Below are 14520 nucleotides of genomic sequence, written 5' to 3'. Positions count from 1 at the left end.
TAAGAAAAGTTCATTTCGCAAAAGAGAGGAATGATTGGTAGTGAAAAAGATTGCTGTGATTGGAACCGGGTATGTAGGCCTAGTGTCGGGAACATGTTTTGCTGAAATTGGAAATAAGGTTGTCTGCTGTGATATTGACGAGTCAAAAATCAGAAGCCTGAAGAACGGAGTAATCCCGATATATGAGCCGGGTCTTGCTGATTTAGTCGAAAAGAACGTCCAAGAACAGCGCCTGTCTTTCACAAATGAGATACCGTCCGCTGTAAAAGAGGCCGACATTATTTATATCGCTGTGGGAACGCCTATGTCTAAAACCGGCGAGGCTGACTTAACGTATGTGAAAGCCGCAGCCAAAACGATCGGGGAACATCTCAACGGCTATAAAGTAATCGTAAACAAAAGCACGGTGCCGGTCGGGACAGGGAAACTTGTTCATTCTATTATCCAAAAGGCCTCAAAGGGAAAGTGCCCGTTTGATGTCGTGTCCAATCCTGAATTCCTTCGGGAGGGCTCGGCGATACACGACACGATGAACATGGAGCGCGCGGTCATTGGCGCAACAAGCAACAAAGCAGCGTCTATCATTGAAGATCTGCACCAGCCCTTCCATACGCCTATCATCAAAACAAACTTGGAAAGCGCGGAAATGATTAAATACGCGGCAAACGCATTTTTAGCCACAAAGATTTCGTTTATCAATGACATTGCGAACATCTGCGAACGGGTGGGAGCGGACGTTTCAAAAGTATCGGACGGCGTCGGGCTCGACAGCCGGATCGGAAGAAAGTTTTTAAAAGCGGGCATTGGCTTCGGCGGTTCATGCTTCCCGAAAGATACAACCGCATTGCTTCAAATTGCTAAATCAGCCGGCTATCCGTTTAAGCTGATTGAAGCCGTCATAGAAACAAATGAAAAACAGCGGGTTCACATAGTAGATAAGTTACTGAACGTTATGGGGGATTTAAAAGGAAGAACCATTTCCGTTCTCGGTTTGGCATTCAAGCCGCATACAAATGATGTTCGTTCGGCTCCCGCACTCGATGTGATTCCGCTGCTTCAGCAGCTTGGCGCCTGTGTAAAAGCATACGATCCAATTGCCATTCCGGAAGCGTCATCTATTCTAGGAGAACAGATCGAGTACAGTACAAATTTGTATGACGCGATCAGCGATACAGATGCATGTCTGATCTTAACGGATTGGCCTGAGGTGAAAGAGATGGAGCTGGTCAAAGCCAAAACGCTCTTAAAACAGCCGATCATCATTGACGGGAGAAATCTATTTTCACTTGAAGAGATGCGGGCTGCCGGCTACATCTACCATTCAATCGGCCGTCCATCGGTTCAAGGTTCTGAATCTCTTGATCACTATTTCCCTGCCTGTCTGATTGAGGAGATGGCGAAGGAATTTAGAAGCGTAAATATATAAAAAAGATAAAAGGTTTCAGCTTGAATGCTTTCGGCTGCTGTGGCTCGGCTGCCGGTTCCTGAAACGTCAGGAAAGGGGTTGCACATGTGAGTATCAAACGTTCAGCGGTGCAAATGTTTGCCTTGCTGGCCGCTGTCATATTAGGAGTTTTTATACTGTTGGGAGCTGCCTGGGCGGAATTAGGGGTTGTCCAGACTGCCGCAGCGCTGGCGGTATTGGTTATCGGTCTGTTCGGCCTTTCGCTTGCAACGGCTTTTACAACAAGAGATCAGCTGTTTATGGCTGTTATCTATCTATTGATCGCCTGCACTTTTTTAAATAATGCATTTTTTGCGGTTCATCTAGGCTTTTTCAGTTTATTTCTTTACCGCATTCTGCTGATCGCCGCAGGCTGTCTTCATTTTGCCGGAATGCTGCGGAATCGGACCTATATCCAGAGATGGAACAGGCTGAATGTAAAAGGAATTTTGCTATTTTTTGCTTTTTGGTTTATATACGGGCTTATTTCCTTGCTTTGGGCTAAATCCGTGACGGAAGGGATTAAATATTTAGCGTTATTGGCGATGGGGATATTTATGATTTATCTCATCGTTATGTATATCCAGAAGATGGAGCGCATCCTGATTTTTTATACGATCTGGCTGGTCATGACGGTAGTTCTGATGGGTATCGGAATTTACAACAACATCACCTTGCACCATCTGCCGACATCGACGCTTTATAACGGGCCGGAATACAAGCAGCATTATCCCACGTCTGTGTTTTTTAATCAAAATGATTTTGCGACGTTTTTGTCCATTAGCTTCTTTTTTTACCTCACGATGGCCAAAAATATCAAGAACGGATATCTCAAGGGGATCGGGCTTCTTCTTTCCTTATGCGCACTGTATTTAATCATTTTGACTGGCTCTAGAGCAAGCTTGCTCGGCGTTTTCGCAGGTGCGGCTGTCTATATCTTTATTTTGCTGCCTTCTGTGCTTAAAAAAGCTGCGATTTGGCTCTCGGCGGTTGGTTGTGCTGCTTTTGCCATTTTGTTTGCAAATCGGATTTTCTCTGTTTTTTGGAAGTTGTTTCTTGCTCCGCAAACGGCTCATTCATTTGATGAGCCGCTGCCTTCCAATGTCGCAAGGGCGAATCTTTTGAAAAACGCCTGGCATTACGTTCTTGATACATACGGATTCGGAGTAGGCGCGGGGAATGTTTCCTACTATTTAAAGCATTACGCTCTGTACGATACAGATCAGGTGGTAGAGGTGCATAACTGGCTTGTGGAAATTATGGCGAACTTCGGTTTGATCATGATGCTCGGATATCTTACCGTTTATCTGTATTTGATTTGGACGCTTTACAAATTGTATGAAAGAAAAATGGATAATTGGTCAAAACTGGTCATAGAAGGACTTATTACGGCTCTGGTCAGTTTCCTAGTATCCAGCATCAGCCCAAGCTCCGTTTCAAATCTATTTTTTCATTGGGTATTTCTGGCGCTTGTCATTGCAGCTGTCAATGTCATGAGGCGTTCAAAGCATGAGCAGTCTGAACCCGTATACCGCTAGACATAGACTAAGAAAAGCAGGGAGACTTATATGAAGGATATATTGATAAGAATAGCCCGGCGTTTGAAAAAGAATAGTATCTGGATCATTGCGCTGCCGCTTATTTTAGGGGTGCTGGGTTATCTATTGCCATCGCAAATGGAAGGGAAAAGCAGCTACGCGGCGCAAATCACAATAGCTTCGGGGAATTATGACAATCCGCTTTATAACAACACAGAAGAAATTCCGCTTCTCTTAAAAAGCGATTCTTTTTTAAAGGAGGCTCTTCCTGAGGAAAAAGAGGAATATCTTGCTGAGGTAAAAGAAAAGCTCGTCATCAGCGCGGAGTCTGACTCGTTAATAACAATCAGCTATAGCGACCGGGAGAAGGAGCGGACGGAATCCGTTTTGGACGCCATTTCCTCTGCTTTTCTGAAAAAGGATCAAGCGCTGTTTGCAAAAAGGGAAGCAGTCATTAGCCAAAGTATAGACGCGCTTGATGGCGAGAATGTAAGCGAAGATTCTAAGGTGGATAAAGAAAGATTTTTATATGAGCTGAAAAACACAAAGCTTAATGTAAAAGCTGCCAGTATCGTAGATTCTGAAACAGTAAATGAGGCATCAGGTGAAGGAATGTCCCCAAAAAAGAAAGCTGTTCTAGGTGTGCTGATCGGTGTAACCATTGCGTTCTTTTTCATTGTCATTCCTGAATTTTTCAGAGAGTCCTTTTAAAATCATACGATGGAGATGTGATCATGACCAACTGGAAACCTTTCGTATCTGTCATTACGCCATCTTATAATGCCCGTGATTATATTGAGGACACCATTCAATCTGTATTGCAGCAAAGCCATCCGCATTGGGAAATGATCATTGCGGATGATTGCTCTACAGACGGAACTCGGGACATTCTAAAACAATATGAAATGAAAGATGAAAGAATTCATGTGATATATCTGGATGAAAACAGCGGGGCCGCTGTGGCGAGAAACAAAGCATTAGAGCGTGCAAAGGGACGTTACGTTGCGTTTTTGGACAGCGATGACAGATGGAAGAAAGAAAAACTGCAAAAGCAGCTTCACTTTATGTCTGAGCATTCTTGCGCCTTTTCGTTTACAGGCTACGGCTTGATGACGCAAGACGGATCACTGATTGACAAAAATATTCAAGCGCCGGAACGCCTGACGTATGATGATGCCTTGAAAAATACCATTATCGGATGTCTGACGGTGATGATTGACAGGGAACAAACCGGACAGATTCAAATGCCGAACATCAGAACGCGGCAAGACTTGGCTACATGGCTTTCTTTACTGAAAAGAGGATTTACCGCATACGGAATGAATGAGTGCCTGGCCGAATACAGGCTTGTCAATAATTCAATCTCAAGCAACAAATGGAAAGCCGCCAAAAAAACGTGGTTCGTCTACAGGGAAATCGAGCGGCTGCACTTTATGAAGGCATCATGGTGTTTTGTCCAGTACGCGAAAAACGCCATGAAAAAAAGACTGTAATCGTAACAGAGAGAAAAGGTGATGAAGGTGGAAACGAAATCTATAGTTCATGTCATCGTCGCAACGGCTGAATGGGGACAGGATCATCTGAGATACAGACGGCACAGACTGGCTGAATTTTTAGCGGGCCAAAGCGCTACAAAGGAAGTCATTTGGGTGTGTCCGTCACCGGAAAATCAAGAGCCGGCGTTTAAAAGTCTGGCAGGGGGCATCCGGCAATTTGCCGTAAAAGATCTCCTCCAAAAAAAGATGTTCCGCTTCGGCCGATATACTGATTTGTTTTATAAACACAAGCTTTCTCCTTTATTGGAAGAATTGCGTTCTGCTTCAAGTAAAGGAGAGCGCTGCTGTTTATGGTATACCTTCCCTGGTTTTCCGCTGCTGTCAGAGCTTTACTCGTGGGATCAAGTCATATACGATTGCAGCGACTTATGGGCCGCGCCTATCAGCGGCCGGTCAAATTTACTTTCGGAATTCAGACGCAAAGTCATTAAAACAGCGGAATTGAGAATTATTCAGCGCGCTGATTCAATTACATGTTCATCTGACTACCTTCATCGTGAAGTAGATAAGAAGCTCTCAGACCGCCGTGAAAAGGTCCACACTGTGGAAAACGGCGTGGAATATGATTTGTTTTCCGCGCAAAAAGAAAAGCCTGATCAAGACATATTAAAAGGAAGAAATGGGGAGGTTCTCGGTTTTATAGGGGGAATTAAACCGAAGCTTGATTTCAGGCTGATTGAGCAAACGGCTGCTATAAAACCGGATTGGACTTTCTTATTTGTCGGGCCGGATGCAACAAACGGCGATCCGGCATTCCAAGAGCTGCTGAAGCGGCCGAATGTGATTTGGACGGGACCTGCTGACCCTGACAAGGTGCCGGAATATATGGAGCTTGTTGATATCGGTATTATGCCATACAAAAAATCGCCATATAATCAAGCGGTTTTTCCGCTTAAGCTTTATGAATTTTTAGCTGCCGGCAAGGCAGTAGTCGGCTGTAATCTCCCGTCTACGTCCAAAATGCAGCAGCCTCATATTTATGAATACCTAGAGGACAGCGATCCCGAAAGTTTTATACAGGCTTGTGAGAAAGTGCTGGAAAAGGAGCGGGATGCATCATACAAAGAGCTGCGCCGGCAAATCGCCCGCCGGCAAGACTGGAATTGTTTATTTAAACAAATTATGCAATACACCGGGATTCAAAGGAATGCGTAACCCTTTTTTTGGGGATGCGCATTTTTTGATTATCCATGTTTCTTTTTGATGAAGCTTGTTATAATAACTAGTAAGAATGTATAATGGAAAGAACGGTTCAATTAATAAAGACTTCATTCAATACCAAAGGAGACTTCTTTATGCTTGACGAACGCATGGTTCGCATTGTTGTTGCGTTTTTTGTCTCTCTGCTAACGGTTTTAATCATAACCCCTATCGTAAAAAAACTTGCGATCAAAATAGGTGCAGTTGACCAGCCCAGCAATCGAAAAGTACATGATAAAATTATGCCCCGTATGGGCGGATTGGCAATCTTTATAGGTGTCATTGCAGGTGTTGCCGCAGCCGGCATATACAATGAAACGAGAATGACGGCTATCACCGTCGGCGCGTTTATGATTGTCATTTTAGGCATTCTTGACGATAAGTACCAACTAAGCGCAAAAATTAAATTTTTAATTCAAATAATAGTAGCAATTATGATTGTGAGCACCGGACTGAAGATGGAGTTTTTCTCAGTGCCGTTTCTAGCTGAGCGTTTCGAATTAGGATGGATGGCATATCCGCTCACCGTATTTTGGATCGTCGGCATTACAAATGCGATGAACCTTATTGACGGACTAGACGGATTGGCAGCCGGTTTATCCGTTATCGGACTGTCAACCATTGCGGTTATGGCGCTGTCCGGCGGAAAAATCCTGATTCTGTCACTTTCACTCGTCGTTATAGCGAGTACACTAGGATTTTTGTTCTATAACTTTCATCCGGCTAAAATTTTCATGGGAGATACCGGATCACTCTTTTTAGGATATGTCATTTCAATCTTATCACTGCTAGGCCTGTATAAAAGTGTAACCTTATTCAGTATTGTTATTCCGATTATTATATTAGGCGTTCCGATTTTTGACACGACATTTGCCATCATAAGACGAATCTTAAATAAACAGCCAATATCGGCGCCAGATAAATCACATATCCATCACCGGCTGATGGCCTTTGGGCTGTCCCACCGAATGACGGTTATCATCATATACCTAATCGGGTTTATCTTCAGCATCAGCGCGATATTACTGACGAGCGCCACCATCTGGCTCTCGCTGTTGATCATTTTCACCTTGATTGTATTTATGCAGATCATTGCAGAGGTAACAGGGTTGGTGAATGAACAATTTAAGCCGTTTACAAAGTTCTATAAACGGCTTGTCAAAAGAAATTAAAAAGCTCCGGCTCTAAAGGCCGGAGCTTTTTTAATGTGTAAAGGTAAATGATTTAAAAATTCCCGATCCGAAAGAGGACCGGGAATGATTTTAATAAGAAGAACCAGTTGTTGAATTTGTAGTACTATCGGAACTTGAACTGCCGGAGCTGCTATTGCTGTAGCTGTCTGAGCTTGAACTGCTTGTAGAATCATCAGTACCGGTCGTTCCGGACGTCGAGCCGCTGGAGTTATCGGTGCCTGTACTCCCGGATGTCGAGCTGGCCGAATCATCAGTGCCGGTGCCGTCAGCAGTTGAACTGCTGCTTTCCGGCGTATAGTCTAAATAATCTTGAAGCTCCTTCTGAAGATTGGCAAGGTTGGTTGCATCCGGTTCAAAGTAATACGTTCCTTTGGTGCTGGTCGTGCCCCCTAAATAGAGATCAGACCCGGTGATTTTTAATGTTTCTGTGTTTTTGCTGGAAAATCCGCTGTAAATTTGCTGCAATGCTAAACCTTCAGTGATTCGAATATTTGTTTCAACGTTTTTGCTCGCTGTTTGTGCAATTTTATCAATCTTTGCAATGTTGCTTGCTTTAGACATTTGATCGATGATGGCATTCAAGATCTGCTTTTGTCTGTCATTACGTCCAAAGTCTCCGCGCTTATCTTGTTTTCTCATACGTGCATAAGCAAGTGCTTCCTCGCCGTCTAAATGCATTTTGCCTTTAGTAAAATAGATCTTTTTAGACTTATCAACGTCACTTTTTTCATTGAAATCGAAAGGAACATCTACATCAATTCCCCCAACCTCATTAATTACGTCTTTAAAACCGTCAAAATCTACTGTTACATATTTATCAATCGGTATTTGTAAGAAGTCTTCAACAGTCTCAACAGTTTCTTCTTTTCCGCCTTTACTGTATGCTGCATTTATCTTCGTTTTATTTCCTGTCGTATCACCGTGCAGCTGAACCCGTGTATCCCGGGGAATACTCAGCATTTTCATCGTTTTCTTTTTTGGGTCGAGAGTGACGACGATAAGAGAATCGGATCTGCCTTTTTCGCCTTTTGTCGAATAATCTTCAATTCCCATAAATAAGATGGAAAATGGTTTTTTCTTCATATCAACCACTTCGCTCCGAAGATCTGATTTATCTCCCCGTGAGAGTGCGTCGTACGAATCATCCGCGGCACTGATGGTTTTGTATAATTTATATCCGCCCAGCCCGACAACAACTAATAAGGCAAGGACAAACAGCACTAAGATTCTCTTGAAAATTATCTTTCGTTTACTCTTCTTTTTACGTACCCGTACTCTTACACGTTCAGCCATTATTCTGTCTCCTTTAGATGGTTGACGACTTTTTCAAGATACGTCAAATCTCCTTCTGTATTATCACCTTTTCCATTTGTTAAATCCGTAATCCATTCAGAGAAGGCTTGTTTCTCTTTCTCTTCTACGTATGTCTCAAATTCGACATGTTCCGCATAATGGATTTCTTTTAGCTGATAAGGCGATTCTCTTAATTCATTTTCTACTTTTCCGAGCCATGTGTAATCGACAGAAGTATGCATGATCCTCATCAGCTTCCGCTCAACGACTCCTATATGATTTAAACCCTCAGACACTGACTTTCCATAAGCGCGAATCAGTCCGCCCGCACCAAGCTTAATTCCTCCGAAGTACCGTGTTACAACAGCGCAAGTATCCTTGAGTCCGCGTTTTTTCAATACCTCAAGCATAGGCACGCCGGCTGTGCCGCTTGGCTCTCCGTCGTCATTCGCTTTTTGGATATGATCGGTTTCGCCAATCATATAAGCAGAACAGTTATGGGTGGCATTCCAGTGCTGTTTCTTTATATCCTGAATAAATTCCTGTGCCTCTTTTTCAGAAGAAACACGGCTTAAATGGCAGATAAACCGTGATTTTTCAATCACAATTTCGTGTTCACCTGCTTCTTTCACAGTTAAATAGCTGTGCAGCATGCTTGCTGACCCTCCTGACAGGCATAAATACCTGCTTTTACAAATTCGAACAGGCTTTAGAATTTTTGTGCGTATTTTGTTATTATTAGAATAAGAAAATATATAAAAATGTTTTTTTCTAGAATATACGCATTCTTTCATTATAATTCGACACAAATTGCAGATCAATTACATTTATAATAAAAATATATGACATCACCGTTACGGAGGGAGATCTATGAATAAAACAAAGATGGATTCCAAAGTGCTGGACTCTATTCTAATGAAGATGCTAAAGACCGTTGACGGGAGCAAGGACGAGGTTTTTCAGATCGGGGAACAGTCCCGCCAGCAGTATGAGCAGCTGGTTGAAGAATTGAAACAAATCAAACAGCAGGTATATGAAGTGATTGACCTTGGTGATAAGCTAGAAGTGCATACCCGCCATGCCAGAAACCGTTTATCAGAAGTCAGCCGCAATTTTCATAGATTCAGTGAAGAGGAAATCCGCAATGCCTATGAAAAAGCACATAAACTTCAAGTCGAACTGACAATGATTCAGCAGCGTGAAAAGCAGCTGCGGGAGCGCAGGGATGATTTAGAACGCAGGCTGTTAGGCCTTCAGGAAATTATTGAACGGTCAGAATCGTTAGTCAGCCAAATTACTGTGGTGTTAAACTATCTGAATCAAGATTTGCGGCAAGTCGGGTTGCTTCTTGCAGACGCTCAGGCGAAACAGGATTTTGGATTGAGGATTATTGAAGCCCAAGAAGAAGAAAGAAAAAGAGTTTCCAGAGAAATTCATGACGGTCCCGCGCAGATGCTGGCAAATGTGATGATGAGATCCGAATTAATCGAACGGATCTTTCGCGACCGGGGAACTGAAGACGGTTTTCAGGAAATTAAAAACCTGCGGCAAAATGTGCGAAATGCCCTTTACGAAGTCAGAAGGATTATATATGATTTAAGACCGATGGCTCTAGATGATTTGGGTCTGATCCCCACGCTGAGAAAATATCTTTATACAACCGAGGAGTACAACGGAAAAGTCAAAATACATTTTCAGTGCATTGGTGATACGGAAGACAAGCGAATTGCGCCACAGTTTGAAGTCGCGCTCTTCAGGCTCGCACAGGAAGCAGTGACTAACGCGTTAAAGCATTCAGAATCAGAAGAAATAACAGTCAAAGTTGAGGTCACAAAAGATTTTGTTATCTTAATGATAAAGGATAACGGAAAAGGCTTTGATGTGAAGGATACTAAACAGAAAAAGAATAAATCATTTGGTTTGCTTGGGATGAAAGAGAGAGTAGACTTGCTTGAGGGGACTATTACAATAGACTCTAAAATAGGTCTTGGGACATTCATCATGATAAAGGTTCCGTTATCTCTTACTCTATAATTTGTAAAATAGAGCCAAAAGGCATATTGACCGAATAGCAGACTATATAGAACAATAACATAAGGAGGCGTGGCTTGTGACTAAAGTAAATATTGTTATTATCGACGACCATCAATTATTTCGTGAAGGTGTTAAGCGAATATTAGATTTTGAACCTACCTTTGAAGTGGTAGCAGAAGGTGACGATGGAGATGAGGCAGCTCGTATTGTTGAGCACTATCATCCTGATGTAGTCATTATGGATATTAATATGCCGAATGTAAATGGTGTGGAAGCTACTAAGCAGCTTGTAGAGCTGTATCCAGAATCAAAAGTAATTATCTTGTCTATTCATGATGATGAAAATTATGTGACACATGCCTTAAAAACAGGCGCAAGAGGTTATCTGCTGAAAGAAATGGACGCTGATACTTTAATCGAAGCAGTTAAAGTGGTGGCGGAAGGCGGTTCATATCTCCATCCGAAGGTCACTCACAATCTTGTAAACGAGTTTCGACGTCTTGCAACAAGCGGAGTTTCTGCCCATCCTCAGCATGAGGTTTATCCGGAAATTCGGAGACCATTACATATTCTAACCAGGCGGGAATGTGAAGTGCTGCAAATGCTTGCAGACGGCAAAAGCAACCGCGGTATAGGCGAATCACTATTTATCAGTGAAAAAACAGTCAAAAATCATGTCAGCAATATTTTGCAAAAAATGAACGTAAACGATCGGACGCAAGCAGTTGTGGTCGCGATTAAAAATGGCTGGGTAGAAATGAGATAGAATAAACGAGACTTGCCTTTTATGGCAGGTCTTTTTTATAATGAAAAATATTTGTATTCTTATATACGAAAAAGATTAAGTAACCTATAAGGCAGGTAACAAAGACATGAAGATTGCTGTGGTAACAGACAGTACCGCGTATATTCCTAAAGAAATAAGAGAGCAGAATCATATACATATGATTCCTCTTAATGTTGTATTCGGAAACGAATCCTATCGTGAGGAAACAGAAATCGATTGGCGTAGCTTTTACAAGGAAGTAAAAAAACATGATGAGCTTCCCACAACATCACAGCCGGCCTTTGGAGAGCTGCTTGCTTTGTATGAAGAGCTTGGAAAAACGTACGATGCCGTTATTAGCATTCATCTTTCAAGCGGGATAAGCGGCACATACAACAGTGCGGCCTCTGCTAATGCAATGGTGGATAATATTGAAGTTTATCCGTTTGACTCTGAGATAAGCTGTCTTGTCCAAGGCTTTTTTGCAATTAAAGCAGCGCAGTTGATTAAAAGCGGGTACGCTCCTGAAGACATTATAAAAGAGCTGGATGAAATGAAAAAAACACAGCGGGCGTATTTTATGGTCGATGATTTAGCCCATCTTCAGAGAGGCGGGCGTTTAAGCAGCGCACAGGCTTTTATTGGGGGCCTTCTAAAGGTAAAGCCTATTTTGCATTTTGACAATAAGCTAATTGTTCCTTTTGAAAAGATCCGAACACGTAAAAAAGCGATTTTGCGGATATATGAGCTTTTGGAAGAAGACGCAAGCAAAGGATTGCCGATGAAGGCGGCCGTAATCCATGCCAACAGGGAAGAAGAAGCTGATGAAATCATTAAAGAGCTTTCTGCAAAGTATCCGCACGTCGATTTTTATAACAGTTACTTTGGCGCGGTTATCGGCACGCATCTGGGCGAAGGCGCGATCGGTATCGGCTGGTGTTTTATGTAATCAGAAATCTCCGTTTTAGAGGCGGAGGTTTTTTTATATTCTGTTTTTTTAGATTGGACAGAGAATTTTCGGTCAGGCATACTTTTTCCCAAGGAGGCAGTGCGTTATGCAGACTGAGTTGAAAAAGAAACCTTTATTCTCTGCTGATCTGCAGCAGTTCCTTCATCAGCGCCACTTGCTTAGAACTGAAATCCCATTCTCTGAGGAACTTATCAACTGGCATATTGAGCATGGTCTTATTTCCGCTGAAAAATCAATCATCAAAAATAAAAAGGGTTATTTGTGTAACAGGTGCGGCCAAAATGATAAGCGGTATTTTTCCTCCTACTGGTCATGCTCAGATGAAAAAAATCAAATGTATTGCCGTTCGTGTGTCATGATGGGAAGAGTAAGCGAGAACATTTTCTTATATTCATGGATAAAGGAGGTGGAAGCAAGCTGGCAGCCTATAAAGCTTACTTGGGAAGGTAAACTCTCTCTTGGACAGCAAAAAGCCGCGGATATTTTAATTGACGCGATAACTAAAAGGGAAGAGCTTCTTATTTGGGCTGTTTGCGGCGCAGGTAAAACCGAAATATTATTCCCGGGCATTGAGTTTGCGTTAAATCAGGGATTTCGCGTATGTATTGCAACACCGCGCACCGATGTCGTACTAGAGCTTACTCCAAGGCTGAAAACCGCCTTTCAGACCACAAAGGTCTCAGCCCTTTACGGAGGGAGTGAAGATAAAGGGAGCTTGTCCCCGCTGATGATTTCAACGACACATCAGCTATTACGTTACAAAGAAGCATTTGACGTCATCATCATAGATGAAGTTGATGCTTTTCCTTATTCTGCTGATCAAACTCTCCAGTTTGCTGTTCAAAAAGCAAGAAAGAAAAACAGCACCCTCATTTATTTAAGTGCAACACCTTCCAAAGAATTAAAAAAGAAAGCACATATAGGGAAGTTAAAATCGGTTCGCATACCCGCAAGACACCATCGGAAACCATTGCCTGAACCACGTTTTTGCTGGTGCGGAAACTGGCAAAAAAAATTAGCCGGAAGCAAAATTCCGAAACAGGTGAAAATATGGGTAGAACAGCATGTGAAAGAAGGCAGACCTGTTTTTTTATTTGTGCCGTCTGTTTCCGTTTTAGAGAAGGTTACTGCCTGTTTCGCCGGCATGAGATATCGGACAGCGGGTGTGCATGCGGAAGATAAGAACCGAAAAGAGAAAGTGCAGCAATTCAGGGACGGCCGGCTTGATGTATTAATCACAACGACCATATTAGAAAGAGGAGTTACTGTTCCAATGGTGCAGACTGGCGTATTGGGAGCTGAATCGCCTATATTTACTGAGAGTGCACTCGTCCAAATCGCCGGAAGGACAGGGCGGCATAAAAAATATGCTCAGGGTGACGTCATATATTTTCACTTTGGAAAAACAAAGAGTATGATAGATGCCAGAAATCATATAAACGAAATGAATAAATTGGCAAGAAAAAACGAATTAATAGACTAGTTAATTTGTAAAAACATGTTACAGTATACTCAAACATTCAACGAGGAGCTGTAAAAATGCTTGTCAATTCAAAAGAAATCGTGATGAAAGAGCTTCTTGACCGTTATATTGATCAGCTTCATATGAAATGCACATGCCCAGTATGCAAGAATGATGTACTGGCGCTTTCTTTAAACCAAGTGAAACCAAGCTATGTTACAGATAAAAAAAAGATTGCGTATAACAAAGCCGAACTTGTTGATAAACAGAAAAATACGGCGATGCTTGTTATATTGGCTGAATCGGCTGCTATCGTGTCAGCCGGCCCAGGCGATAATTGTGTGACGAAAAAAAGGGAGGAGCAAAAAAGCTGAACTGCTTATTGTGTGATTCGCAGTTTTCTCAATCTCTTACGTGGAGATCTTTATTTTTATTAGAGCCGGACGAAAAGGTCTGTCATCCGTGCAAAAGACAATTACAAAGGATCGCAGGAACGGTTTGCCCTTCATGCGGCAGACCTCAAAACACAAATGAAAAATGCCCCGATTGCACCGAATGGGAATCAAGGATTGATAGAGGCTTCCTTTTAAGCCGAAACCGTTCTGTTTATTTATATAATGAGATGATGAAAGAATCGCTGGCCCGTTTTAAATTCAGAGGAGACGCAGAGCTTTTGCATGTTTTTAAGACTGATTTTGTATCGGAATTTTCAACTATCTATCCTGAAAAAAGCTATGTGCTCATTCCAATCCCGCTGAGTGAGGAACGGAAAGCAGAGCGCGGGTTTAACCAGTCGGAGCTTCTGGCGAAATGTTTAGGCCGGCCCATCATTCATTCCCTAACCCGTCTGGATAATGAAAAACAATCCAAGAAAAACAAAGCGGAACGACTCCTTTTCAAACGTGTTTTTGATACTGAAATCAATTCCGTTGGAGATATGGATGTCATATTAATCGATGATCTTTATACCACTGGCGCTACCTTACACCATGCAGCCCGCTGTTTATTAGAAAAAGGAAAAGCAGGCTCTGTGTCCTCTTTTACTTTAATCAGAAGCTAAATCA

At 42.4% G+C, this 14520-nt stretch carries 14 protein-coding genes; 12 read left to right on the top strand and 2 right to left on the bottom strand.

What is annotated here, in order from left to right:
• Positions 1–40 precede the first annotated feature (40 nt).
• The 6 genes from tuaD to AAHT65_RS03535 all read left to right on the top strand — a co-directional run bounded on the left by tuaD (position 41) and on the right by AAHT65_RS03535 (position 6910).
• Positions 41–1426, top strand: a complete 1386-nt coding sequence (tuaD, locus tag AAHT65_RS03560) for a UDP-glucose 6-dehydrogenase TuaD (protein WP_343310989.1) — start codon at positions 41–43, stop codon at positions 1424–1426.
• 86 nt (positions 1427–1512) lie between these two features.
• On the top strand, positions 1513–2982 hold the full coding sequence (tuaE, locus tag AAHT65_RS03555) for a teichuronic acid biosynthesis protein TuaE (RefSeq protein ID WP_343310988.1): 1470 nt from the start codon (positions 1513–1515) through the stop codon (positions 2980–2982).
• A 30-nt stretch (positions 2983–3012) separates the two neighbouring features.
• Positions 3013–3693, top strand: a complete 681-nt coding sequence (gene tuaF / locus AAHT65_RS03550; protein WP_343310987.1) for a teichuronic acid biosynthesis protein TuaF — start codon at positions 3013–3015, stop codon at positions 3691–3693.
• 23 nt (positions 3694–3716) lie between these two features.
• The gene (gene tuaG, locus AAHT65_RS03545) at positions 3717–4475 is read left to right on the top strand and encodes a teichuronic acid biosynthesis protein TuaG (protein WP_063638080.1); all 759 of its coding nucleotides are present in this window, start codon (positions 3717–3719) and stop codon (positions 4473–4475) included.
• 27 nt (positions 4476–4502) lie between these two features.
• Positions 4503–5693 carry a teichuronic acid biosynthesis protein TuaH gene (tuaH, locus tag AAHT65_RS03540; protein WP_277713963.1) on the top strand — a complete coding sequence of 397 codons (1191 nt, stop codon included), beginning with the start codon at positions 4503–4505 and terminating at the stop codon, positions 5691–5693.
• A gap of 140 nt (positions 5694–5833) precedes the next feature.
• The gene (locus tag AAHT65_RS03535; protein ID WP_063638078.1) at positions 5834–6910 is read left to right on the top strand and encodes an MraY family glycosyltransferase; all 1077 of its coding nucleotides are present in this window, start codon (positions 5834–5836) and stop codon (positions 6908–6910) included.
• A gap of 90 nt (positions 6911–7000) precedes the next feature.
• On the opposite strand, the gene AAHT65_RS03530 is transcribed toward AAHT65_RS03535, so the two are convergent.
• Together AAHT65_RS03530 and AAHT65_RS03525 are read right to left on the bottom strand one after the other, a co-directional pair.
• A complete protein-coding gene (locus tag AAHT65_RS03530; protein WP_088118072.1) occupies positions 7001–8224 on the bottom strand; it encodes an LCP family protein in 1224 nt (407 codons plus the stop codon).
• Positions 8224–8877 carry a YigZ family protein gene (locus AAHT65_RS03525; protein ID WP_003326713.1) on the bottom strand — a complete coding sequence of 218 codons (654 nt, stop codon included), beginning with the start codon at positions 8875–8877 and terminating at the stop codon, positions 8224–8226. The genes AAHT65_RS03530 and AAHT65_RS03525 overlap by 1 nt, the downstream gene beginning before the upstream one ends.
• A gap of 217 nt (positions 8878–9094) precedes the next feature.
• Between AAHT65_RS03525 and degS the strand changes: the two genes are divergently transcribed.
• From degS to AAHT65_RS03495, 6 genes are all read left to right on the top strand, one after another.
• Positions 9095–10258, top strand: coding sequence for a two-component sensor histidine kinase DegS (gene degS, locus AAHT65_RS03520; RefSeq protein ID WP_003326714.1), 1164 nt, complete (start codon positions 9095–9097; stop codon positions 10256–10258).
• 76 nt (positions 10259–10334) lie between these two features.
• Positions 10335–11024, top strand: a complete 690-nt coding sequence (gene degU / locus AAHT65_RS03515) for a two-component system response regulator DegU (protein WP_003219701.1) — start codon at positions 10335–10337, stop codon at positions 11022–11024.
• A 106-nt stretch (positions 11025–11130) separates the two neighbouring features.
• A complete protein-coding gene (locus tag AAHT65_RS03510) occupies positions 11131–11973 on the top strand; it encodes a DegV family protein (RefSeq protein ID WP_003326716.1) in 843 nt (280 codons plus the stop codon).
• Between the two features lie 106 nt (positions 11974–12079).
• Entirely contained in the window at positions 12080–13477 is a 1398-nt protein-coding gene (gene comFA, locus AAHT65_RS03505) for an ATP-dependent helicase ComFA (RefSeq protein ID WP_343310986.1), read from the top strand.
• A gap of 56 nt (positions 13478–13533) precedes the next feature.
• Positions 13534–13830: a late competence development ComFB family protein gene (locus AAHT65_RS03500; RefSeq protein WP_010790084.1), complete on the top strand. Its 297-nt coding sequence runs from the start codon at positions 13534–13536 to the stop codon at positions 13828–13830.
• A complete protein-coding gene (locus tag AAHT65_RS03495) occupies positions 13794–14516 on the top strand; it encodes a double zinc ribbon domain-containing protein (RefSeq protein WP_343310985.1) in 723 nt (240 codons plus the stop codon). The genes AAHT65_RS03500 and AAHT65_RS03495 overlap by 37 nt, the downstream gene beginning before the upstream one ends.
• The last annotated feature ends 4 nt before the right edge of the window (positions 14517–14520 follow it).

This window comes from Bacillus atrophaeus (genome assembly GCF_039519175.1).
Lineage (GTDB): Bacteria > Bacillota > Bacilli > Bacillales > Bacillaceae > Bacillus > Bacillus atrophaeus.
Note: the sequence above shows the minus strand (reverse complement) of the source record. Positions and strands in the feature narration are given on the sequence as shown.